We start from the raw sequence: 22,633 nt of genomic DNA on the forward strand, positions 1-22,633 counted from the left end.
TTTCGCAGATAATGGCGTCTTGCTAGCAGAATCTATTTTAGAATCTTTTGGCATTTTTGTCCTTATTTGTTGCATATCTAGCCTTTATAGGCGTCTTTAAAATTGCTAAATTCAATAATACTAAATTTTGTGCTAAGTGTATCCTTAATTTTTTTGTAATTTTTATCTTCTGTGTCAAAAATCACTTCGCAATATGAAGCCGTTTGTGAATTATACCCACTATAATTGATACTTAGCACATTGCACCCCTGTTTTGCAAGGGTATTGATAAATGAAGCTAGCATTCCTTGTTTGTCCTCTAGTGAAACGATGACTTTATGGACTTGCTTGTCGATTTGTGCCCATTTGGTTAGCACCATTGCTTGCCCTTCTTTGATGATGTCTTTTAGTTTGTCGCATAGTTTGTGGTGGATTATGACTTTTTGGTTTGTTAGCACGCCCATTATAGAGTCGCCATATTTTGGGCGACAGCAGTAGTCAAACCCTACGCCATTTATGGTGTGGTTGCTACAAAAGATAAAATTCTCTAGCTTTATTTGCTTTGGGGCTAGCATATTAAAGCGGATTTTGACAAATAGATTTGAGCCTAGCGAAAAACTATCTTTGATTTTCTCACACGCTTCGATTAGATGTTTTTCATCGCTTACGCATTTTACCAAATCCCTATCAAGCCCTTTTATGCTCAAATACCGCCCAAAAATATCAGGGTCTTTGCTAAAAATCGTAGCCAAAATATTGATAGCGGCTTTTTTTTCGACTTCTTTTATGCGATTTTGGGCTTGGATTTTTAGCTGGTTTTTGGCACGAGAGGTTTTGACAGCATCTATCCAAGTGTATTTTGGATTTTCTTTTTCATCGCTTAGGATTCTCACTATGTCGCCACTTTTTAGTCGCTGAAGCAGGGAGGATTCTTGATTGTTGATATAGGCTACTTTTGCGTGGTCGCCTAGCTTTGTATGGATAAGGTAGGCATAATCTAGTGCCACCGCCCCCAAAGGCAAGCTAAAAGTATCGCCATCGGGCGAAAATACGACTATATCCTCGCGGTATAAATCATTTTTTGCTAGCTCATAAAATTCCTCAATGTCGTTATTTTGATATTGCAAGTTTTGTAGCCACTCCAAACTTGGCGCGATAGAGCCATCGCTTTTGTATTTCCAATGCGCCGCCACGCCAAATTCTGCATTTTTGTGCATATCAAAAGTGCGGATTTGCACTTCAAATACCCGTGATTTATCAAATACCGTGGTGTGAATCGTCTGATAGGCGTTTTCTTTTGGTAGGGCTATGTAGTCTTTGAAGCGCGATATGATGGGCTTAAACTCATTATGAATAATCCCTAGCACCTTGTAGCAATCTAGCACACTCCCCACAATCACGCGCAACGCAAGCAAGTCCAAAATCTCATCGATTCCTATGCCTTTTCTCTGCATTTTTAGATACATCGAATAAGGGCGTTTTATGCGATATTCTAGCGTGAAATTTGATTCTGTAAAGCCATTTTGCAATAGCAATGCTTGAATGGTTTGCGAAAAATCATTTAACTGCAAAGTCAAAGGCTGATTATTGTCTTTCAAAAAATCTTGGATTTTGCCGTATTCTTGCGGAAAAATATAAAAAAAGCTTTTGTCCTCTAGCTCATTTTTTATGCTTGAGATTCCTAGTCGATGGGCGATTGGGGCATATACCACTAGCGTTTCTTTTGCGATGCGCAGTCGTTTTTCCTCGCTTAGTGCTTCTAGGGTAAGCATATTATGCAATCTATCGCTGATTTTGATGACTAGCACGCGTGGGTCATTTACCGCTGCGATTAGCATTTTGCGAAAAGTAAGCGCGCTTATGGCAAGTTTTTGGTTGGCATTTTTTGTGCCTAGCTCTTCTTCGCGGATTTCATCGATTTTGGTAAGCCCATCTACAAGCAGGGCGACTGCCTCCCCAAAATCATTTTTGACATTGTCTAAATTGATTTGCGTATCTTCTACCACATCGTGAAGCAATGCCGCACACACCATTGCTTCATCGCCACCATAAAAAGCCACCAAACACGCCACGCACATAGGATGCACGATATATGGCTCGCCACTTTTGCGAAACTGCCCCTCGTGGCTACTTTGCGCACAAAGTATAGCGCGTTTGATATTTGGCGTAATCTTACAAAGGGTGGATAAAAATGCCTTCGCATCGGCAAATGTTTTTAGTTGTTGGATTTGTGTGAAGATTTCCAAAATGGATTCCTAAACAATGAAAATATAAAACTAAGGCAAAACCTAGAATCTTAGAATTTAATTAAAAAATTTTGCATTCAAAGATTCTAATATTAGGGATTTTAGAGCGATTCTATGGGGTTTGCAAATGTATGTAAAATCTACAAAAATCTTAAAAAAGATTTTCGCTTGGGTTGTCTATGCGCTCTAAGATTAGCTTGCCCTCCGCTATCTCGCGCAATGCAATATCAGTTAGCTTTTCTTTTCTAGGGTTTGCTTCTACTAGGATTTCCGCACCATTATTTAGCTGTTTTACGCGTTTGAAAATCATATTTGAGAGAATGTAGCGGTCGTTATTTACCCGCTCTAGCGCAGCTGCTGTGATTTCCTCGCTTCTTTTTGCATTTCGTCTCATTAGGCGTCCTTTTTGTGAGATATTAGCCTAGCCACTTAGCTAGCCTTGTTTTAAAACCGCGTATTATACAACGATTTTACTTTGATATTCCTTTATAATTTGATAATTCCTTAAAGATAATCACTTTATAATTTCGTATTTGATTTTAAGATTTTGCGTGGCGTTTAGAGGCTAAAAAAACGCGTTATTAAGGGCTTATTTAAGATTTTTAGCGTAGGAGTTTTTATGGATTTGTGCGATACATTAAATTTATCAAATTTTTCAAATCTATCAGACGCATTTGCCAAATCCATAGATAGGCAAGTGCTAAGCGCGGTAAATACGCTAGAATCAAAGGGATTTATGGCGTTTTTGGTGGGGGGGTGCGTGCGAGATATATTGCTAGGAAAAAAGCCAAAAGATTATGACATAGCCACAAATGCAACGCCAAATGAGATTTTAGAAATCTTTACTAGCGCAGGGCATAAATGCCTAGAAATCGGCAAAAGCTACGGCACAATCGCCATCTCAAAATCGCCCATAAAGCATTGTAAAAAAACTAAACAAAATCTAACGCAAAATCTTGCACAAAAATTAACGCAGAATTTTACACAAAATCTAGCCCAAAATCTAACACGGCAAAATGCTAAATCTAGCGATTTTATCGAGGTTACGACATTTCGCAAAGATAGCGAATATATCGATGGGCGACACCCAAAAAGCGTAGAATTTAGCGATAATATCGAGCAGGATTTAGCCCGCAGAGATTTTACTATCAATGCCATTGCTTTTAGCCCTAGCAAGCACGCGCTGATTGATACATTTGGCGGGCTAAATGACATAAAATCTAAAACCATATCTTGCGTAGGGAATCCAAATATTCGATTTAGCGAGGATTATTTGCGGATTTTGCGGGCTTTGCGATTTCGCTCTACGCTTGGATTTGGCATAAAATATGCGACAAAAAGCGCGATAAAGACACATATAAAAATGCTAGATTCCCTCTCAAAAGAGCGTCTAAACGCAGAATTTAGCAAGCTGATTTTGGGGGATTTTGCTTGCGAGGTGCTTAGCGAATTTTGCGAGGTGCTAGGCATAATCTTTAAGGTGGATTTCATAAATAAAAAGATTTTAGGCAATATTTATTTGCTAAAACAAACGCCAAAAGATTTGATTTTGCGCTTAAGCGTGCTAAGCTATGGGATTTTTGGCGAGGGGAGCAATGCTAGCAAAAAAGCAAAATTTGCTCTAAAAAATCTACGATATAGTGGCAAAATCATTGAAAGTGTTTGCTTTTTGCTAGATTTTGTGCCTAGTGCGTGGGAGTGCGTCTGTAAGAATGCTACCAAAGACAAACAAGCCCAAAAAATCGCCATAAAAATGTTACTAAAAGATTGTGATAAAAACGGCGAAACCGCGCTAAAAAAGGCAAAATCATTGCTAGATTTTTTAGAAATCATTTGTGAAAAAAATCAAAAAACGCAAGTAAAAAATGCAAAATCTATGTTGAAGCAAATTATGGATTTTCAAAATAAAGATTCTCAAATGACTGATTTTCAAATGACTGATTTTAAAGAATGCTTTTGTTTGTCGCACTTGGCAATCAACGGCGATGAGGTAAAATCTATCCTGCAAAATCACAGCCCAAACGCTCCACAAAATCACACGCAAAATCACACGCAAAATCACACACAAAAACATACGCAAAATCACACGCAAAATCGCAAAATACAGGGAAAACACATTGGCAAAATCTTAGATTTTTTGCTTTTGGGCGTGATAAAAGAGCAAATCCCAAATGAACAATCCGCCCTAAAAAAAGCGACAATAAACTATCTAAAATCTAAGGGGCAAAAATGATAATATGCGGAATCGATGAGGCTGGCAGAGGGTGCTTGGCTGGCTCGCTTTTTGTCGCGGGCGTGGCGTGCAAAGAAGCGATGCTAAAAAATGGCTTAAATCAAAATCTAATCAAAATGGGCATAAAAGATAGCAAAAAAATAAGCAAAAAAACGCGATACGCGCTAGAATCTAGGCTAAATGAGGTGGCGCATTTGCGTGCGTTTGTCGTGGAAAAAACCGCTAGCGAAATCGACACAAAGGGTTTAAGTGCGTGTTTAAAAGAGGCATTAGAAGAGATAATAAAAAGCGTGGTAAAACAGGCGTGCGATAATGATTTGTGCGGAGAAAAGGTGCAAGAAAAGCGTGTGCAAAATCCGCAAAATCCACAAAATTTAAAAACACCGCAAAATCCGCAATTTTTAGAAAATCCACAGAATCAACAGATTTTGCAAAAAGCCCAAAATCTATCTGCGCAAAAATCCCAAACTCCGCAAAATCCACCAAAAAACCAAAATCCACAAGAAATTAGATTTTATTTCGATGGAAATAGCACATTTGGCGCAAGCGTGGCAAACGCGCTAAGACAAGCAAATATCGCGCAACCCCACGACATAAACGCCACGCTAGAATGCGTAATCAAAGGCGATGAGAAAATCCCGCTAATCTCGTGTGCGTCAATCTATGCCAAATGTGCCAAAGACACCCAAAGCGCAAAACTAGCCAAAATCTACCCCCAATACGACTTCGCCACAAACGCAGGCTATGGCACAAAATCCCACATAGATTCTATCAAAAAGCACGGACTATCCCCCGCTCATCGCGCTAGCTTTTGTGTGAAATTTATCGATAATGGGGAATCTAAGTCGCGCGGTGATTCTAGGCAATTTAGCTATTTTGCAAAATCTAGCAACACTAAAAATCTAGCAAGCCAAAATCTAGCAATTATAAAATCTAGCGACACGGATTCTAACAATTTAGATTCTAAAATCATAAAACCTAAGCAAAATCTAAAATCCATAAAATGCGCAAAAAACGCAGGATTTTAAAAACCATTTTTGAGGTTTATACAAAATCAATCAATATTTTTTAAATATGTCTTGGTGTCTGCCTATTCTTGTTAGATAGAGTATATCAGCTTCTATTTTGTAGATTAGCAATAAATTTGGTTTGATATGACACTCGCTAAACCCTGCGTAATCGTGCCTTAAAAAATGATTGCGGTGTCTTGGCTCTAGTGGCTGATTGTTTGCCAAAAGCTGAATAATCTTGTCAATCTCGGCGATTTCTGCTTCTTTGATAAAACCTTGCTTTGTAGCTTTTTTAAAATCCTGCTTAAATGAATTTTTAGAAACAATCTCTTTAATCATTTTTGCGCAAGCTCTTTTAGATAATCTGCGATTTTTTCTACCTTGACTATATCATCGTTTTTGCTGATTGTTTCGCATTTTTTCATCGCTTTGATAGTTTCTTTATTTGGCACATATTTTTCTTTAAGAGCCTTTTTTATTTTGCTTTCTTTTTCTAGCCAAGCATTCAGTTTTTTTTCCAATGCTTTTTTTTCGTTTTGGATAAGCGTGATTTTATTCCTTGCGCTCGCAAGATTATCTAGCAATCTACGCTCGCTGTAATTACTATAATTAGCCGTTGTCATCGTTGTTTCCTCTTTTTTTAAAATGCAACATAATCAAATGGATAAATTTCAAAAGTATAGCACTAGGTATGATAACAATAGCCCAAATATGCACAAAATCTAGCAAAATCTAAAATCCATAAAATGCGCGATAAAGCAAGCGATAAAAAATGCCTTGATTTATGCGTGGGCGGATTTAGTCCTGTTTTTTTGGTGGTTTAAGTCTGTTTTGTGGTGGATTTAAGCCCGTTTTTTTTACTACGCTTTTTTGGCAAATCATTTTAAGGGCAAATCGTTTTAAGCGAATGATTTAAGCCCAAAATCTGCGTGCAAAATCATTGTTACGCAGATTGTGAAACAAGCTATTTTACAAAGCTAAAAACGCTTAAACCCAAACTTGCCAACGATAGCATAATAGCAAGCCACGCTAGAATCTATATCGCAAATTTAAATGCCAAAAATGCCCCCAAAGCGATAGCCACAAAAATAAAGGCAATCTTTATAACCAAGCCAAATTTTTCATTCTGCTTTTTTGATTGCTTTATATTTTGTATTAGCAATCTAGCTTGTTGCTGACTATTTTGGCTTAATTTCTTAATGCGCCCATCTGTATCTTCAAAGCCATTTTTGATACATATTTGCATTTCGCTTATCATTGCAGAACCTAATTTAGCAGATAGTAAGCTAAGCTGAATGCTTACTTGTTGTAATTTTAATAACTCGATATTATGCTCATCTTGCAGTTCGCTTTTATCCCTCAAAATATCCATTATTTTATCGTTTTTGCTTTTGCCAAAAAAGCCAAGTGATAGCGTATTTCTTAAATCCGACTTTGCTTTTCTAGCTTCATAGCTTAGATTTTGCATTTCCTCTTGCATTTCAGTCAATCTCTCAAAATGTTGGCAGATTGTATTTGAGGCTTGTTTTGCTACCTCTTTTATTTCCACTACACTTTGTGGCAACGAATCTGAATCTATATCATTAAATGCCTCTATGCCATAATTTTTTATGTTCTGCACTACAATGTTACTCATTTTATTCTCCTTTTGTTAGATTTTCTAATTCTTTCAATGATTCGTCCAACGAATCTAGCTCTTTATCGACACTTGCACCACTTTGCGCTATTGCAAGTGTGGTATGAGAAATAGAATGTCCAAATCTATCTGCCTCCACCGCAATATAATCAAAGCCATCTTTAAAGGCGAACCAAGTTTGCATAATCTTTAGATTTGCCACTTCACCTGACTTTGTCATAATTTGTAGTTTTAGCCCAGCGATTTTCCTATCATTTGCCCATTTATCCATATAATAAATAGCGATTGTGGATAGCACCGCGCCCAAAGCTGCGCTTATGCAAAGCCCTAGCGCATCGCCTATGTTGGTTACGGGTTTGCCTTCATCATCTACACTGCTAAATGGGAGAGGGAATCCTAAAATAGCATTTAGCCCGGGAATAGTCATTAGAAATTTTGTAATCGCTTCAGCTGATAGCATAGTTACCGCGCTAATAATCCCTGTTATAAGGATTTTAGACGCTTCAAAAAGTCGCTCATTTTGGGGTGTATTTTTGTCAAATATCTTTTTTACCGCTTGACACAGAGAGGCAAATCCTGCGCGGATAATCTGCACAAATTTTTTCAAAGTGGTAAATACGATATTTATCGCAAATACCACTAGATTGCTAAAAAACGCTACGATTCCTGCTTCAAACGAACCTGCGATTATTTCTTTCCATTTTTCGCGCAAAGTCGCCCAGATTTTCTTTAGTCGCTCCGCAAATCGCTTGAAAATATCCTTCAAACTCTCATTGCCAAATTCTTTAAAAAGAATCTTTAGCTCGATGCTCATTCCCTCGATAAACTCTTTTAAAATCACGCCGATAGCGGAGTGAATCGCCATTTTTCCCGCGTCAATCCCACCTGTTACAAGTAACTCACTAGAATATTTTTTCATTTTGTTTTTAAATATGGCACTATTTTGCGCTTTTTGTGCTTTGTCTTGTATTTGTTGCGCTTGTTTTTCATCAATTCCATATTTTTCAAAATTAGTTTTCCCTGTTTCTTTATCTATTTCACGCCCCCATTCCATTAAGTTTTTATCGCTTTTTGAAGCATTTGCACTAGATTCTAGCCATTGCAAATTTTCAGGGAGATTAGCAAGTGTCGCTCTTTCTTCGGCACTAAGAAATAAATGTGCTTCTGGATTGCTATCAAGCTCTTTTACAGAAATGACATGGTCAAGCTGTGCCTTTCCTGTTCCACGCCCTCTTTCCATTGTCTCTCCTGTATATTCGCTATGGACTTCACTTGGAGAGCTATCCCTTATCATATCTTTTCCTTTATCATAATCACAAACGCCATCATTTCGCTGAAAACCACCTTGTTTTTGCTTATTATTATAAGCCTCCCATTTTTCTTTATCGGCTTGGTTTGCTACTATGCTTTTTTCAAAATTATTTCCCGTAGTTACATTTCCGCCGTTCTTGCTACCTAGCACCGCAGCCGCAAGTCCAAAATGCCCCACCACCGCGTCAACCGCATTTTTAGACACTTGGTCAAAAAGTGAGTTCATCTGCTCTTTTGGGAGCTGTGCTTGGAGGGATTGCATCTCTTGCAGGGCGTTTTCTAGCCCGCTGTCAATCTCTATCCGCAATGCCTGCTCTTTGGTAAGTGTTTGTAGCTCCACTTCGATTTCATCAGCCATTTTGTCATAGTCCTCGCGCAAAAATTCGCGCGCAAAATCAATCGTTTCTGCTTGCCGTGTTTGCGTGTTTTGTGCCATTGTTGCTCCTTTGTTTTGGGGTTATTTGACTAGATTTTCATAGCAATGCGGTGGGAAAGAGATAAGATTTTCTAGCGAATTTAGCTTAGAATGTAATGTATTTAGAGAATCGCTATCTAGGCGCGTGAAAGCCTCTTGCTCGCCAAAATGAGAATCCATAATAAAAGCGATTTCTATATCGCTAAATTTTGAAGCCCTATCTTTTGCGATACATTTCGCCACAGAGGGCGGGATAGGCGTGCCATTTTCTAGCAGGGGGAGCATTATTTCTAGCTTGCTAGCGATTTGCTTTTCAAATTCGGTTTTTAAATCTTTGTTGATGGAAGTCGTGCCTTGCGCTAGCTGTGGGGATAGCACGCTTTGCGCGTCATCGCAAGCATTTAGGCAAAATGCACAAATAACAAGCGCAAGATAAGGCAGGGTAGATTTTGTGTGGAGCGTGCTTTGGCGTGCGTGATAGTGTCGATTCATAGATTCCCCGATGCAGATATAAGCCTTTTGGCAAAATCTTGCGTTTTTTTTTTTTTTTTGCAAGATTTTGCAAGGAAAAACGCGAGATAAAAACAAGGCATTATACTAGCCCCCCCCCTGAATGAATAGTAAATGAAAACACAATAAATGATAAAATTTAGGATATTTTTGATTTTGTATGCAGGATTTGCAAAATCTAAATCCACAAAACGGAGGATAAACGCGATAAATGCTACAAAAATGACAAAAAACGATAAAAAGCAAAAAAACGATAAATGAGAATCAAATTAGTTTTTTTAAAGCATTTTGATTGCCAGAATCCACACGCAGTTTTATTGCGCAACATAAGCAAAGCTACAAATTTTTTCGCCTTTTTTTGCAGATTTTTATTTTTTAGATTCTACGCTAATGATATGCAATGCAACGATTTATTGCAGTTCTATCCGCTGTTCATTTAGTTCTTTAAACTTCTCACAGCCTAGCTCCTCCCCCAAATCACAGCCCTTTCCATAATGCTCCTTTGCTTCGAAAAGGCTTTGTCGTATGCTTGCACCACGCTCATAAAACACACCCAAATTTACGCACGATAGCGCGTAGTTAAGCGCGCAAGCGGTTTTATGATATTGTGCTGATAGTCGCAGATTTGTATTGATTGATTCTCCGTTAGAATACAAAACGCCTAAATTGTAGCAAGCTGTTGATTTGACTTCTATGTTGCCCTTATCACAAGCTAGATTCCAATACTTAATCGTATTGCGCGAATCGGGGTCATCATAATATAAATGATAATAGTTTCCTAGTATTAGGCACGCTTCATAGTTTTTGCTACCACACGCTTTGCTTAATACCGCTTGCTCTTTGCGCTCATTTGCTTCCATTTCCTCTTCGCTTGGGCATAGATAATATGTCGCGCCTTGATTGTAAATATCCGCGCTATATTCGCGTGTAACAGGCGCAGTATGCGTAGTGGTCGTATTCGTGCTACCAAACACATAAGAGCCAAATATTTTTGCTTTTGATGCGCTGTGCGTGCTAGATACTCCCACCACTTCCATTCTAGTCTCTTGCCAGTGGGCAGTGTGAGAATACTCTGCATATACGACAAAAAGATTTGATTTTACGCGCTTTGCTTTTATTTCAGCATTGTATATGTCGTTTAGCTCGCCACTAAAATGTGATTCGCCGATGAGATGGCAACCAGCTTTGATAAATTTTGTATTTGCAATGCTTAGTAAGCCAAAAGTTTTTACCCTATCGACAAAGCCTAGCTCTTTGATTGTGGGGTAGGATTTTGTTTGCTTCATTTGCTCTATTTTTTCTCTATCAATGTGAGAAGTATAAAACTTTGCAAATGGGTTTGTCGCACAGCCTGATAAAAAGACAATAGCCAAAATCCAAGCATACAAAAATATATGATTTCTTTTTGACATTTTTACTCCCTTTTGTAGATTTTGCTTTACCCGCTTTTTGCAATCAATGCAAATGCGTATAAAACGCTAAAACGCGTATGCTACAAAAAAAAACAAAGTTTTAATACTCATCTACAAAGCAAGACTTTTAATACACATTTGCGTTGGCTACTTAATATGCTTCGTATTTTGGCTACCAAAAGCGTTTTTACGCGCTTTGATTGATTTGGCAAAATCCCAAAAAATCGTTATTTGAGAGAATATTTCTATTTTTTCGCTAAAATCCTAGCGTCTTGAATTTAGCTCTAAATTCTGCGTGGCAAATCATTACTCCACGCAAATATGCCAAATCAAGCAAAAGTGCTAGCGACTTACAAGCACGAGTGTGGCGACACCAAACGCAAAATCTACCTACACATAAGGAGCAAAAATGAAAAAGAGCATTGTATTTTTTGAAGCAAAGGGCGGAAGCGACAAAGGACCTGATGGGTATCGCAAAGACACGATGCCTATGGTAAATGCGCTAAAAGCGAAGGGTTGGAATGCGGAGGCAATCTTTTTCACCGATGAGATTTTGCGTAATGAATCTGAACGCAACAAAATCTATGAGGAAGCAAAAGGCAAGTTTGATGGCTATGTCTCGCGTGTGAATCCGGGCAATCTCAAAGAGGAAAAACTCTACTTTGATGTGCTCCGCAAACTCTGCGATGCTGGGCTAGTGGGTATGCCTCACCCTGATGCGATGATAGGCTATGGGGCAAAAGACGCGCTTACCAAGCTCCGCAATACCGAGCTTGTGCCTACGGATACGCTAGCGTATTATGAGCCAAACGAAGCAGCGCGAATCGGCGTGAAATGGGAAGCAGGTGGCGAGCACGACTTTAAGAAAAACTTTCCAAAGACGCTAGCAAAGGGCGAGCGCGTGCTAAAGCAAAATCGTGGCTCCACAGGCGAGGGAATCTGGCGCGTGAGACTAGAAGATGCGAGCGCATACAACAAGGTGGATTCACTCCCGCTTGATACTAAAATCATCTGCACAGAAGCCAAAGACAATCACAGCGAAAACCGCCAATTAGGCGAGTTTATGGACTTTTGCGAAGCGTATCTAAAGGGCGATAATGGAATGCTTGTGGATATGACATTCCTCCCACGCATTAAAGAGGGCGAGATTAGAATCCTAATGCTGTATAAAACGCCCGTGTATGTCGTGCATAAAAAGCCTGCTGAGGGTGGCGATGCGTTCTCTGCGACACTCTTTAGCGGGGCGAAATATCGCTATGATGAGCCAAAAGATTGGCAGAGTTTGATTGATTGGTTTTTGGCGCAGTTGCCAGAAATCCGCCAAAAACTTGGCAACTATGACTTGCCACTGATTTGGACGGCGGATTTTATCCTTGATACGGATTCAGCGGGCAAAGATAAATATGTGCTAGGCGAGATAAACTGCTCTTGCGTAGGATTTACTAGCCCTGCGGAATTTATGGAAAAAATCGCGCTAATGGTGGGGGATAATATCGTAGAAATCGTAAGCGAGAAAAAGGCGTAACTCCCACTAAGCAAGGCTAAAATAAAGCCAAAATAAGGCTAAAACAAGGCTAAAATAAGGCTAAATCTTGTGCTTTTATTTTTGGTTTTTTACTGCTTTTTCGATTTTTTCGATTTTTTCTACTTTTACTGCTTTTTTCTACTTCTGCTGCTTTTTCTACTTTTACTGCACGAGAATCATCTTATGGATTCTCGTTGCAAGCCATACTTCATTATCATTTGCAAAACAAGTTTTTTTGCAAAATCCGCGTGGCACAAAAAAGTAGCTACAAAGTAGCGATTTTAGCAGAATTCATAATTTATAGCGATTGTTGGGGAGCGTGTGATGGATTGGTGGATTTTTGTGCAAAGGCACATTATCGTGTCAAACATAGCAAAAATGAATTTGCGTTAGGTAGAAATCACATAAATGGGATTGAAAACTTTTTTGCTTTGCTAATGCTCGCAAATGTAAGCAGAAGGGGGTTATGCTAAACATAGACTTACTAAATTCAAAGGAATCAAAAAAAGAGAATTTTATGCTTCATCTAAAAAAGACAGAATTTAGATAGCCATAACCAAAAATCAAGGACAAGATTTGTATAAAATTTTGTTAAAAATTATAAGAGAAAATCTGCTTAAGTTGTCTTGAGCCTTTATTTTTTTATTGGCATTGTAAATATTGGTATCGTAAAATCTTGCGAATTTTTGCAAAATTTTGCATTACAAAGTGATTATCATACTAAAATGGCTTTTAAGCCCGAAGTATCTCAAGGCGTTTATTTGTCATTGAAAAACAAAAGAGAATCTAGGCTTTTGTTAAAAAGACTAGATTCTCGCAATCTATTTTGTTTGTATTACAGAGTGGATTGCCACGAATCTGCAACTTTTAACAAAGTCGCAAATTCTCGCAATGACAAAAACAATGTTTTTTAGATATTTCCCTAATGCTTAAATATGACAACAATAAAAAAATCTAAACAAAAATGGAAAATCTAAAGATGATAAGATTTTGGATACTTCGGCTTCTTGCAAAACCTTCGTATGAGGAATGATACAACATTGAAAATGTCTATTTATCATTATTAAAAATATCTATTTATCATTGTAGATACGACAAAGCAGATACGACAACGCAAGTGAGACAAAATTTAGCGCAAACACGACAAAGCAAATGCGACAAAAATCAACGCAAGCGCGACAAATCAGCCCCCACCAAAAAAAAAAAAAAACAACCAAAAAAACACCAAAAATCCGCTAAACCAAAAACACCAAAATCCACTAATACGCAAAGCGCATAAATGCCCTAAGCGCGTTTCCCTTGCCAAAATTATTTGCATCCATATAGGCATAGCCTACCCCTGCACTTAGTCGCATATTATCTCTTTTCCATACCGCAAAATCACTCATAATGCTATATTCTGTATAAGTCCCAAAACTAACCATCAAATCAAGCCTTGCGCCCACCCTCTCTTGCAAGTCAATCCCGCCAAATACATATCCATACAATGATGAGCTTTGCAAATACGGAGCGATTCCGTTACCAAAAAAACTTCTACCATAAAATCTGCTTCCATCGCTTAGGGCATAAATGCGATTTCCTGCATTGCCCATTATCCACACGACACCGCCACCGAAGTTAAAATCTTTGATTTTAAACGCCTCATCGCCCCACAAAAGTAGTGAGCTAGATGAGCCACCTGCTACGATGTCCCAATACTGATAAAGCGCGTTTATACTTGTGTATGAGAAAAGCCCGCTATTGCCTATGGGTAGGTTTAGCCCCGCTTTGATTCCGCCTTGCAATAAAAAGCTATTTTGCACTCTTGTGTTAAATAGCACAAATGGCTTTAATAATACGCCTTTATAATCAAAATCTACCCCGCCAGCGACTATCTCGCCACCTACTAGGGTATTTTTGCGCGAGCCTTCGTTGTAGCTGATGAGTGAGCCTAGATTTGCTGTGATTCGCTCCCCTTGCACTTCATCTTTTTGCTTGCCATTATATAGATATGAGTTTGCATAAGTTATCCAATACGACATTGTTTCTTCGTAGGTTTTAAATCGCAGTGAGAGTCCTTGCACATTTCCACTTAGCCAATCAAACTTTGAAAATTCATTATCAAACCTCCCTGCATAAAACGACACAAGGCTATTTTCATAGCCAATGTATGCCGAGTAGGCATCGCCTGAATTTTGATAAACTTTTAGAGAATCTCTTTGCACCCAAGGTGTCCAAGCCCCTATCGCGCCTATCCCCCACAAAAAGCCATTTTCTAGCGAAAAAGTAGCACCGATTTGTGCCATCACGCCTAGATGGCTATCAGCGTGCGCAAAATCTGCTGCGCCTACCACGCCTAGCGTGCCTTTGGTTTTTATGTCTATGTCAGGGATATTTAGCGCGTTTGTGCTTGTGGTTAGCACAAGGCTAAATCCTAAAAGTTTGAGAAATATTTGTCGCATTTTGTGTCCTTTTTTGTCTTTTTAGATTTTGGATTTTAGATTTTGAAAATCTAATATTTTGATTCTAACAAAAACTAAATTTTATGCTTTTTAAGAATCAAAAATAAACCAAAAGTATAAACTTAAAATCTAAACAAGAGTTTAAATTTTATGGCATTTTAGGGAATTTAATGCTAAAATACGCGCCATAAACCACTTGCAAAAGAAACATAAATGTCCCCTTTTAGCAAATATGCCTGTGCAAAATCGATTCGTATGTGCGTTTGTTGTCGTGCTAGATTTCCCCAAAAAGATTTATATCGTTTTTTGGTAGAATCTAGCCTTGCAAACACCGCAAACACCGCAGATAAAAAGCCTAACGCACAAAAAATCATAAAGCCCTTTAGCATTGAGAAGTCTTTTTGCCTTGAGGGTAGCCAAAAAAACAAAAATGGCGACAAAAAAAATGACAAAAAAACCAACGCAAAAAAAGGGCAAAAAGGCATAAAAAGGGGCAAAAGTTTTTATTTTTGTAAAGAATGCTTAAATGCGTGTTTAGCAGATGAAAAACAGCTTACAAAAGCGTTTGCAAGGGCGATAAAAGGGCTACCCAAAAATCTAGCAGAAATTCAGGAGATGGCACAAGAATGGCTGAAAAAGTAAAACTAGCAGAAATCGCAACAGAAATCGCAAGAAAACCAGAAGAAGTAGTCGCAAAAGCCAAAGAAATGGGCTTAAAAGTTTTTAATGTAACAAGCTCTGTGGATACGCAAACAGCGGAATATATCGCACATTTTGTGCTAACAGGCGAAAACAAAATGCCCGCCCCAAAACCCTCAAAATCCACAAAAAGCACTAGCAAAGCAAGCGCAAAATCTACAAAAGATTCTGCCAAGACTCCAAAAACAGCCAAAAGTGATGGAGAGAAAAAAACAAGCACAAAAAGCACAAAATCAAAAACCAAAGACGAAAACGAGGCAAAAGAAAAAAAAGATTCTGCTAAAAAATCCGCTAAAGACACTACCAAAACTACAAAAACCACAAAAAAAGAAACACAATCAAAAACCCCTACAAAATCTAATGCCAAAGCAAAATCCACACAAGAATCAAAGCAAGAATCTAACGCACAAAATCTAACCACGCAAACAAATCCCCCGACAAATGAAAAACTAGACATTGATAAAAATTCTACCATTATCCAGCGAAGCACGGGGATTCGTATCGTAAAAAGGACTTCGCAAGTGGATTCTACCCCTAAGCCTAGCGCGCAAACAAACAAACCAAAATCTTATGCCCCCTCATTGCACGATATACTAGACAAAGAAATGCAAGATGATGAGATTTTGCTAAAAAAACCCAAAAAGCCCAAAAAAATCGCCGCTACGCACAGAGAGGGCGAGATGAGATTGCAAATCACAGATAGAGAAATCAGCTCCAAAGATTTTGATGAAGAGCAAGATGAAATCGTGCTGTTTGACTTAAATGAACAAGAAGTGCTAGATGAGGACAAAGAAAACGAGGTGCGACAAATCATCACCGATAGAGTGCGACTCCAGCGCAAAAATCCTTGGCTAAACGAAACGCGCTCCATTTCTCGCTCAAGACGCAAAAAGCTACCAAAACCCACGCAAGAATCAACCCTAAGCGCAAAAAGCGCAATCTCTATCCCTGAAGAGATTCGTGTATATGAGTTTGCCGAAGCGGCGGGACGACCGCTAAATGAAGTGATAAAAGTGCTGTTTAGCTTAGGGCTTATGGCTACCAAAAATGACTTTTTAGACAAAGATGCGATTGAGATTTTGGCAGAAGAGTTTAAGATAGAAGTCTCTATCCAAAGCGAGGAAATCCTAGCCCAAGAAGAGCAAACTAGCTTTGCAGATAGCGAGCTGCAGTCGCGACCCCCTGTGGTAACGATAATGGGGCATGTAGATCACGGCAAAACCTCTTTGCTTGATGCGATACGAAATTCACGCATAGCTAGCGGGGAAGCAGGCGGTATCACACAACATATCGGTGCGTATATGGTAGAAAAAAATGGCAAGCTAATTAGCTTTATTGACACGCCCGGACACGAGGCTTTCAGCAGTATGAGAGCGAGAGGCGCGCAAGTAACAGATATTGCCATAATCGTAATCGCTGCTGATGATGGCGTAAAACAACAAACCATAGAAGCCCTAAACCACGCAAAATCCGCAGGCGTAGAAATCATCATCGCTATGAATAAAATGGACAAAGAAAATGCAAACCCTGACAAACTAAAAAGCGAATGCGCGGAGTTAGGATTTATGGCGCAAGATTGGGGTGGGGAGTATGAGTTTTTGCCTATTTCTGCTAAAAGTGGCGAGGGGCTAGAAAATCTATTAGAATCGATTTTGCTTCACGCAGAGATTTTGGAGCTAAAAGCTGCGTATAATGCCCCCACGCAAGCAATCGTGCTAGAGGGAAGTATCCAAAAAGGGCGCGGACCTGTGGCAAATATCATAATCAAACAAGGCACGCTAAAAGTAGGCGACCCTGTGTATGCGGGCACGGCGTATGGACGCGTGCGCTCTATGGTAAATGACAAAGGCGAAAATGTAGAAAAACTAGAACCATCAAGTGTCGCTTCTATAGCGGGATTATCCGAAGTGCCAAGTGCTGGGAGCAAGCTATTTGTCGAGGCAAATGACACGCTAGCGCGAGAAAAAGCACAAAAATTAGCGACATATTTGCGACAAAAAGAGCTAAGCAAATCCACAAAAGTTTCCTTTGAAGAGCTAAGCGAAATGGTGGCAAAAGGACAGCTAAAAACTATCCCGCTTATCATCAAAGCCGACACGCAAGGTAGCCTAGAAGCAATCAAAGCAAGCGTAGAAAAGCTAAACAACAACGAAGTGCAAGTAAATGTCATAAATTTTGGCGTAGGTGGGATAAGCCAAAGCGATGTCGAGCTAGCGAGTGCGAGTGAAAACTCACTCATACTAGGGTTTGGACTCCGACCCACGGGAATCGTAAAAACAAGCGCAAAAGAACTTGGCGTAGAGATTAAGACTTATTCGGTGATTTATGATTTGCTAGATGATGTCAAAGCCCTAATCTCTGGGCTTATGAGCCCGCTCATCGAAGAAGAAAACACAGGGCAAGCCGAAGTAAGAGAGACATTTAATATTAGCAAAGTAGGCGTGATTGCGGGCTGTATGGTTACAGATGGGGTGATTAAGCGGGGGATTAGCATTCGGCTTATCCGCGATGGCGTGGTGGTGCATACAGGCGCGATTGCAAGCCTAAAGCGATTTAAAGATGATGCCAAAGAAGTCGCAAAAGGCTATGAATGCGGGATAATGCTTGAAAATTACAATGACATTCAGGTAGGCGATGTGTTTGAGAGCTTTATCCAAGTCAAAAAAGCACAAAAAATTTAGATTTTGCAATATTTTGGCGACAAAATCTAGCAAATTTTGCATTTTTCACAAAATCCAAAATCTATAAAGGCAGACAATGTCTATCCACCTAGAGCGCACACAATCCCTCCTCCAAGAGCTACTCATAGAGGCGATTTCTCAACTGCAAGATTCGCGTATAAACTCCCTAAATATCGTAGCTGTGCGCTGCTCCAAAGGCAAATATAATGCCCAAGTCTATATCCAATCCACCACGCAAAATGAGCAAGAAAAAAAAGAGATTTTGCGCACTCTTAGCAAGGCGCAAGGGATTTTAAAAGAATATGTGCTAAATGCTAGCGGGTGGTTTAAATGCCCAAATTTTCAATTTATTTTTGATGATAGTTTGGAGGTAGAGCAAAATTTGGAGCAAATATTTCAAAAAATCGCGCAAGATTCTACGCAAGCAAAATCCAAATAACCACCACCACAAGCAAAAGCCAACCTCAAATAAAAACAAATCCAAGACAAAATCCACAAAATCCAAAAGGCAAAAAATGAAAAAACTAAGCTACGAAATAGAATCTAGCATTCAAAATGAGCTAGAATCCCTTATAGATTCTGCCTCTTGCAGCCTCTATGACATAGCCCTTGTGCGCGAAAATGAAATGCTGATTTTGCGCATTAGCATTATAGCAAAGCAGGGGGCGACTACGCTTGAGTTATGTCAAAGGGTTAGCGAAATCATCTCGCCATTTTTAGATGTCAAAGATTTGATAAAAGAGGCGTATCATTTGGAAGTAAGCTCCCCCGGGCTAGATAGAGTGCTAAAAATACCGCGACATTTTGCGCTATCTGTGGGGGAAAAAGTAAGCGTAAAAACGATGGATAAAAGCGAGTTTGAAGCGGTGATTTTGGAGGCAAATGAAAATGGGGTGGCGTTTGAAATGCAAGATTGTAAGCTAGAAAAATTTATCCCATATAGCGAACTAAAAAAAGTGAAAACGATTTTTGAATGGTAGAGATTTTATTAGATTTTGATAAAAATGCTTTAAAAGCCTTGCTTTGATTTTAGCTTTGTTGTTGCATTTTGCGAAGTGCTAGCACGCGGTAAAAATCGCCAATGCTTAAAACCCTGTAATATTTAGGTTTTGTCATTGATATATGATGCTTTTTTTATCATTCTTAGCAAACAAAACAAGCAAAATATCCCTATTTTTTGATTTTGATTTTTTTTGATTTTAATGTTTTAGATACTTGGGTTTCTTACAAAAACTCAATATGACAAATAATTTTGTCATATTGAGCAAATGCGACTTTGTCAAAAATCACATTTGCGTGGCAATCTAAAATCCCCCTCCCTTAGCACGAGGGAGACAAAAAGGGGTGTGGGTTTCTTTAGATTCCACTGCCATTATGGGCAAGGATTCTACTTCTGTCATTGCGGACAATGATTCTGCTTCCGTCATTGCGAACAAATACAACTTTGTAAAAAGTTGCAAATTCGTGGCAATCTATTATTTTTTCATTACATTGTGGATTGCCACGCGTTGTGTTGCAACGCTCGCAATGACATTGTAGGTGTGGATTGCCACTATTTCACAACTTTTGTTTAGGTCGCAAAATTTTGCAACAAGAAAAAACAGCATAAATTGCCACGCTGTGCAAGCATAGTTTTGTAATTACGGCTAAGGTGGATACCCACCATTAGATTTTGCAAAAACGCAAAATTTAATGGCTAGAAAAGACAAAAAAGCCTAGAATCGCACAATGACAATTTTATTTTGTAAGTTTTGGTAAGATTTGTAGCAAAGATTTTAAGCGAAATTTTACAAATAAGCAAAATCTTGCAAATAGTGCTAAGGAATGAGAATGGAGCTAATCGGTGCGAGCGTGGTTTTTGTCTGCGATGAGGAGTGTGGCATCATCTATGATGGCGGGGTGGCTATGCAAGATGGCAAAATTATCGCCATTGGCAAGTATAGCGAGCTAGAATCCGTCCTAGAGTCAAATCTAGCGCGATATATGGCACAAAATCCAAAAAACGCAAAAAATCAAACGCTTAGCGCGGATTTTGCAGAATATTTGATAGAGGATTTTGCGGAGGATTTTGCGCTAAATTTTGGAGTGGATTTTGACTCAAAAACCACAAAAGCCAAACAAAAAACCACACAAAAATCTAACCACGCCACCAAACAAAAATCCGCACCAAAATCTACAAAACCACCGCATATCAAAAAGCATTTTTTTAACGATTGCGTGCTTTTGCCAGCCCTAATAAATGCCCATATTCATTTTGAATTTGGCGCAAATAGGGCTAGCTTTGCGTATGGTAGCTTTGAGGCGTGGCTAGAATCTGTGATGAGCTATCGTGGAGGCGTGCTAGAAAAGCTAGATTCTGTTTTGGCACGCCAAATAGCCACGCAGCTAGAATGCGGGGTGGGAAGTGTGGGGGCGATTTCTAGCTATGGCGGGGATATGCTAGCCTTAGCGCACTCGCCGTTGCGTGTGGCGTATTTTTGCGAAGCTTTGGGGGCAAATGCTGGGCAGATAAATGAAGTTTATGCAAAATTTGAAGAGCGATTTTTGAACGCGTGTGAGGTGCAAAAGAGGCTAAAAAATGAGCGATTTTGCCCGCGTGTTGCGATACATTCGCCCTATTCTGTGCATAAAGAGCTAGCAAAAAACGCCATAGAGCTAGCAAAAAAACATACAACGGCTAGCCAAACGCCTAATCAAACCCGCACAAATCCCAAACAAACGCCCAAATGCAAGCCAATAATCAGCGCGCATTTCTTAGAATCAGCTAGCGAGCGTGAATGGCTAGAATCTAAAAGCGGGTGGTTTAAGCATTTTTACACCGATACGCTAAAAATCCCAAATCCAAAACCGCTTTATAACATTAGCGAATTTTTGGAGCTTTTTAGCGGGACGCAAGCGGTGCTTACGCATTGCGTAGCGATAAATGAGAGGGAGCTAGGGGAGATTTTGCAATCAGGGCATTTTATCACTACTTGCCCGCGCTCAAATAGACTGCTAGGTGGCAAAATGCTTGATATTGGTAAATTTGCAAGCGTGGATTTGACAAAAATGGATTTGGGGGGCGCGAATTTTGGGGCAGATTTTTTGGCGGATTTAGCGGGCATAGATTCTAGTAAGGCGGATTTTGGCACTCTCACAAATAAATCAAAATCTACATTTTTATCGCATTTGGCTATCGGCACAGATGGCGCAAGTAGCAATGTCAATACAAACCTGCTAGATGAGATGAGGGCAGCACTTTTTGGGCTAGATAATGCGGGGTTTGGGATAGAGTGGCTAGCTAGACATATATTGCTTAGTGCTACGCGCTATGGAGCGCAGGCTCTAGGGCTAGAAAATGGCGAACTAAAGCGGGGTAAATACGCGGATTTTGCTATTTTTCATATCCCTCAAATCGCGCATTCTACTACGCCTATACTGCATTTTTTTACAAACGCTACAAAAGCCCATAGGCTATATATCAATGGCGAAGTGGTGGTAAAATCTTAAGATTTTTTTTATCATTGTTTTTATTGCCTATTTTTGCATAAAAGTAAGCTCTTATGTGGCTTTGCTATTTTGCTTACTTACCATTGCATAGAATCTTGTGGCTTTGTAGAATCTTTTATGGTTGATTTTGTTATTTTTGATTGTTGTCCGTATGGTTGTCTATATCCACCTTTTTATTTGCTGAATCTTTATCAAACACAGCTTCAAGTTCAATATTATATGCTTGTTCTTTATCACTCATTTTGCCCCTTTAAATATAAAATTTATCTTTTTTTTGCACCGCAGCCAAGCAACACAAATAAGAGGCACTTTTGTGTCTAAATAGCATTCTAACTCTTGTCTATATAACGAAAAATCAATTACAAAAACATTATGTATCATATCATTAGTAGGAAAATAATGTTTTATAGTGAAGTAGCGTTTTGGCTCTGCATAATTTGTATAATTATCATAAAGATTTACTATATCTTTGATTGACATAGATTCTAATGCTTTTTGTGTTTGCTTGCTACAAATGCGCTTAAAATCATCATTATTCATAAACACTCCCATAGAACCCCTCACAACAGGAAACATAAAAGTTTTTGATGATTTTTGAGGACTATGTATAGTATCAAATTCTGCAAATGAAATCATAGAACCAACCATATAATGCACAACAAAATATCCATAAGGATAAAAAATATCGCCATTAAATCGCGTGTGTATCCATAAGCCTTTTGTAGTAAGATAGATTTTGCGCAAATTTATACAATAATACCCAAACAAGCACGCAATTCCCACAAAACAAATAAGAGGCACACCATACCATAAAGACTCAACACGCATAAAATGCCACATAGTCCAAATGGCTAATCCACCACCACACCAAAAAGCAATAAATAAAAATAAACCAACAGGGTGGTATTTTTTCTTGCCCTCCCAGAGAATCTCAACGCCATTTTTGTCGTATCTTTTTGGATTTTGGTTTGCGCGTGAATCTGTTTTTAGATTCGCAATATTTGTGTCTTTGTTTGTATATATTTGCTTCTCACTCACTTTTTATC

Annotated in this window: 21 protein-coding genes and 1 pseudogene; 12 read left to right on the plus strand and 10 right to left on the minus strand. The window is 39.0% G+C overall.

The features are described 5' to 3' along the window. Nucleotides 1-77 precede the first annotated feature (77 nt). Together ACWIUO_RS03950 and ACWIUO_RS03955 are read right to left on the minus strand one after the other, a co-directional pair. Nucleotides 78-2,225 (minus strand): RelA/SpoT family protein, encoded by a 2,148-nt coding sequence (locus ACWIUO_RS03950; RefSeq protein ID WP_454176620.1) that lies wholly within the window; start codon nucleotides 2,223-2,225, stop codon nucleotides 78-80. A gap of 151 nt (nucleotides 2,226-2,376) precedes the next feature. After that, complete coding sequence (locus tag ACWIUO_RS03955) at nucleotides 2,377-2,619, minus strand: DNA-directed RNA polymerase subunit omega (RefSeq protein WP_454176621.1); 243 nt, start codon at nucleotides 2,617-2,619, stop codon at nucleotides 2,377-2,379. A 225-nt stretch (nucleotides 2,620-2,844) separates the two neighbouring features. Between ACWIUO_RS03955 and ACWIUO_RS03960 the strand changes: the two genes are divergently transcribed. Next, nucleotides 2,845-4,458 carry a CCA tRNA nucleotidyltransferase gene (locus tag ACWIUO_RS03960; protein ID WP_454176622.1) on the plus strand — a complete coding sequence of 538 codons (1,614 nt, stop codon included), beginning with the start codon at nucleotides 2,845-2,847 and terminating at the stop codon, nucleotides 4,456-4,458. Beyond that, a complete protein-coding gene (locus ACWIUO_RS03965) occupies nucleotides 4,455-5,486 on the plus strand; it encodes a hypothetical protein (protein ID WP_454176623.1) in 1,032 nt (343 codons plus the stop codon). Before ACWIUO_RS03960 ends, ACWIUO_RS03965 begins: the two co-directional genes overlap by 4 nt. 30 nt (nucleotides 5,487-5,516) lie before the next feature. Here ACWIUO_RS03965 and ACWIUO_RS03970 read toward each other — a convergent pair whose 3' ends face one another. The 5 genes from ACWIUO_RS03970 to ACWIUO_RS03990 all read right to left on the minus strand — a co-directional run bounded on the left by ACWIUO_RS03970 (nucleotide 5,517) and on the right by ACWIUO_RS03990 (nucleotide 9,322). Then, nucleotides 5,517-5,807, minus strand: coding sequence for a type II toxin-antitoxin system YafQ family toxin (locus ACWIUO_RS03970; RefSeq protein WP_454176624.1), 291 nt, complete (start codon nucleotides 5,805-5,807; stop codon nucleotides 5,517-5,519). Further along, nucleotides 5,804-6,091 (minus strand): hypothetical protein, encoded by a 288-nt coding sequence (locus ACWIUO_RS03975; RefSeq protein ID WP_454176625.1) that lies wholly within the window; start codon nucleotides 6,089-6,091, stop codon nucleotides 5,804-5,806. The genes ACWIUO_RS03970 and ACWIUO_RS03975 overlap by 4 nt, the downstream gene beginning before the upstream one ends. A gap of 413 nt (nucleotides 6,092-6,504) precedes the next feature. Then, complete coding sequence (locus ACWIUO_RS03980; protein WP_454176626.1) at nucleotides 6,505-7,104, minus strand: hypothetical protein; 600 nt, start codon at nucleotides 7,102-7,104, stop codon at nucleotides 6,505-6,507. A 1-nt stretch (nucleotide 7,105) separates the two neighbouring features. Next, on the minus strand, nucleotides 7,106-8,851 hold the full coding sequence (locus ACWIUO_RS03985) for a hypothetical protein (protein ID WP_454176627.1): 1,746 nt from the start codon (nucleotides 8,849-8,851) through the stop codon (nucleotides 7,106-7,108). Between the two features lie 21 nt (nucleotides 8,852-8,872). Beyond that, a complete protein-coding gene (locus tag ACWIUO_RS03990) occupies nucleotides 8,873-9,322 on the minus strand; it encodes a hypothetical protein (protein WP_454176628.1) in 450 nt (149 codons plus the stop codon). A 147-nt stretch (nucleotides 9,323-9,469) separates the two neighbouring features. Here ACWIUO_RS03990 and ACWIUO_RS03995 point away from each other — a divergent pair, with 147 nt between their 5' ends. After that, nucleotides 9,470-9,601 (plus strand): hypothetical protein, encoded by a 132-nt coding sequence (locus tag ACWIUO_RS03995; RefSeq protein WP_454176629.1) that lies wholly within the window; start codon nucleotides 9,470-9,472, stop codon nucleotides 9,599-9,601. Nucleotides 9,602-9,750: 149 nt separating this feature from the next. Here the strand turns inward: ACWIUO_RS03995 and ACWIUO_RS04000 are convergent, their stop codons facing one another. Then, the gene (locus ACWIUO_RS04000; protein ID WP_454176630.1) at nucleotides 9,751-10,752 is read right to left on the minus strand and encodes a tetratricopeptide repeat protein; all 1,002 of its coding nucleotides are present in this window, start codon (nucleotides 10,750-10,752) and stop codon (nucleotides 9,751-9,753) included. 409 nt (nucleotides 10,753-11,161) lie between these two features. On the opposite strand from ACWIUO_RS04000, the gene ACWIUO_RS04005 reads away from it, so the two are divergent. From ACWIUO_RS04005 to ACWIUO_RS04015, 3 genes and pseudogenes are all read left to right on the plus strand, one after another. Then, nucleotides 11,162-12,277 carry a Cj0069 family protein gene (locus ACWIUO_RS04005; RefSeq protein WP_454176631.1) on the plus strand — a complete coding sequence of 372 codons (1,116 nt, stop codon included), beginning with the start codon at nucleotides 11,162-11,164 and terminating at the stop codon, nucleotides 12,275-12,277. 287 nt (nucleotides 12,278-12,564) lie between these two features. Beyond that, a pseudogene (locus ACWIUO_RS04010) lies at nucleotides 12,565-12,907 on the plus strand (IS1595 family transposase); the annotation flags it as partial. Beyond that, entirely contained in the window at nucleotides 12,904-13,191 is a 288-nt protein-coding gene (locus ACWIUO_RS04015; protein ID WP_454176632.1) for a hypothetical protein, read from the plus strand. The pseudogene ACWIUO_RS04010 and the gene ACWIUO_RS04015, both read left to right, overlap by 4 nt. Before the next feature lie 345 nt (nucleotides 13,192-13,536). Here the strand turns inward: ACWIUO_RS04015 and ACWIUO_RS04020 are convergent, their stop codons facing one another. After that, nucleotides 13,537-14,718, minus strand: coding sequence for a hypothetical protein (locus tag ACWIUO_RS04020; RefSeq protein ID WP_454176633.1), 1,182 nt, complete (start codon nucleotides 14,716-14,718; stop codon nucleotides 13,537-13,539). 213 nt (nucleotides 14,719-14,931) lie between these two features. On the opposite strand from ACWIUO_RS04020, the gene ACWIUO_RS04025 reads away from it, so the two are divergent. From ACWIUO_RS04025 to ACWIUO_RS04050, 6 genes are all read left to right on the plus strand, one after another. After that, nucleotides 14,932-15,360: a hypothetical protein gene (locus ACWIUO_RS04025; RefSeq protein WP_454176634.1), complete on the plus strand. Its 429-nt coding sequence runs from the start codon at nucleotides 14,932-14,934 to the stop codon at nucleotides 15,358-15,360. Next, the gene (infB, locus tag ACWIUO_RS04030) at nucleotides 15,345-18,098 is read left to right on the plus strand and encodes a translation initiation factor IF-2 (RefSeq protein WP_454176635.1); all 2,754 of its coding nucleotides are present in this window, start codon (nucleotides 15,345-15,347) and stop codon (nucleotides 18,096-18,098) included. The genes ACWIUO_RS04025 and infB overlap by 16 nt, the downstream gene beginning before the upstream one ends. A gap of 76 nt (nucleotides 18,099-18,174) precedes the next feature. After that, the gene (gene rbfA, locus ACWIUO_RS04035; protein WP_454176636.1) at nucleotides 18,175-18,537 is read left to right on the plus strand and encodes a 30S ribosome-binding factor RbfA; all 363 of its coding nucleotides are present in this window, start codon (nucleotides 18,175-18,177) and stop codon (nucleotides 18,535-18,537) included. A 76-nt stretch (nucleotides 18,538-18,613) separates the two neighbouring features. Continuing rightward, nucleotides 18,614-19,078, plus strand: coding sequence for a ribosome maturation factor RimP (locus ACWIUO_RS04040; RefSeq protein WP_454176637.1), 465 nt, complete (start codon nucleotides 18,614-18,616; stop codon nucleotides 19,076-19,078). A 364-nt stretch (nucleotides 19,079-19,442) separates the two neighbouring features. Continuing rightward, the gene (locus ACWIUO_RS04045; RefSeq protein ID WP_454176638.1) at nucleotides 19,443-19,637 is read left to right on the plus strand and encodes a hypothetical protein; all 195 of its coding nucleotides are present in this window, start codon (nucleotides 19,443-19,445) and stop codon (nucleotides 19,635-19,637) included. 291 nt (nucleotides 19,638-19,928) lie between these two features. Next, the gene (locus ACWIUO_RS04050; RefSeq protein ID WP_454176639.1) at nucleotides 19,929-21,587 is read left to right on the plus strand and encodes an amidohydrolase family protein; all 1,659 of its coding nucleotides are present in this window, start codon (nucleotides 19,929-19,931) and stop codon (nucleotides 21,585-21,587) included. A gap of 237 nt (nucleotides 21,588-21,824) precedes the next feature. Here the strand turns inward: ACWIUO_RS04050 and ACWIUO_RS04055 are convergent, their stop codons facing one another. After that, nucleotides 21,825-22,625 carry a hypothetical protein gene (locus ACWIUO_RS04055; protein ID WP_454176640.1) on the minus strand — a complete coding sequence of 267 codons (801 nt, stop codon included), beginning with the start codon at nucleotides 22,623-22,625 and terminating at the stop codon, nucleotides 21,825-21,827. Between the last annotated feature and the right edge of the window lie 8 nt (nucleotides 22,626-22,633).

Source organism: Helicobacter sp. T3_23-1056 (assembly GCF_053654535.1).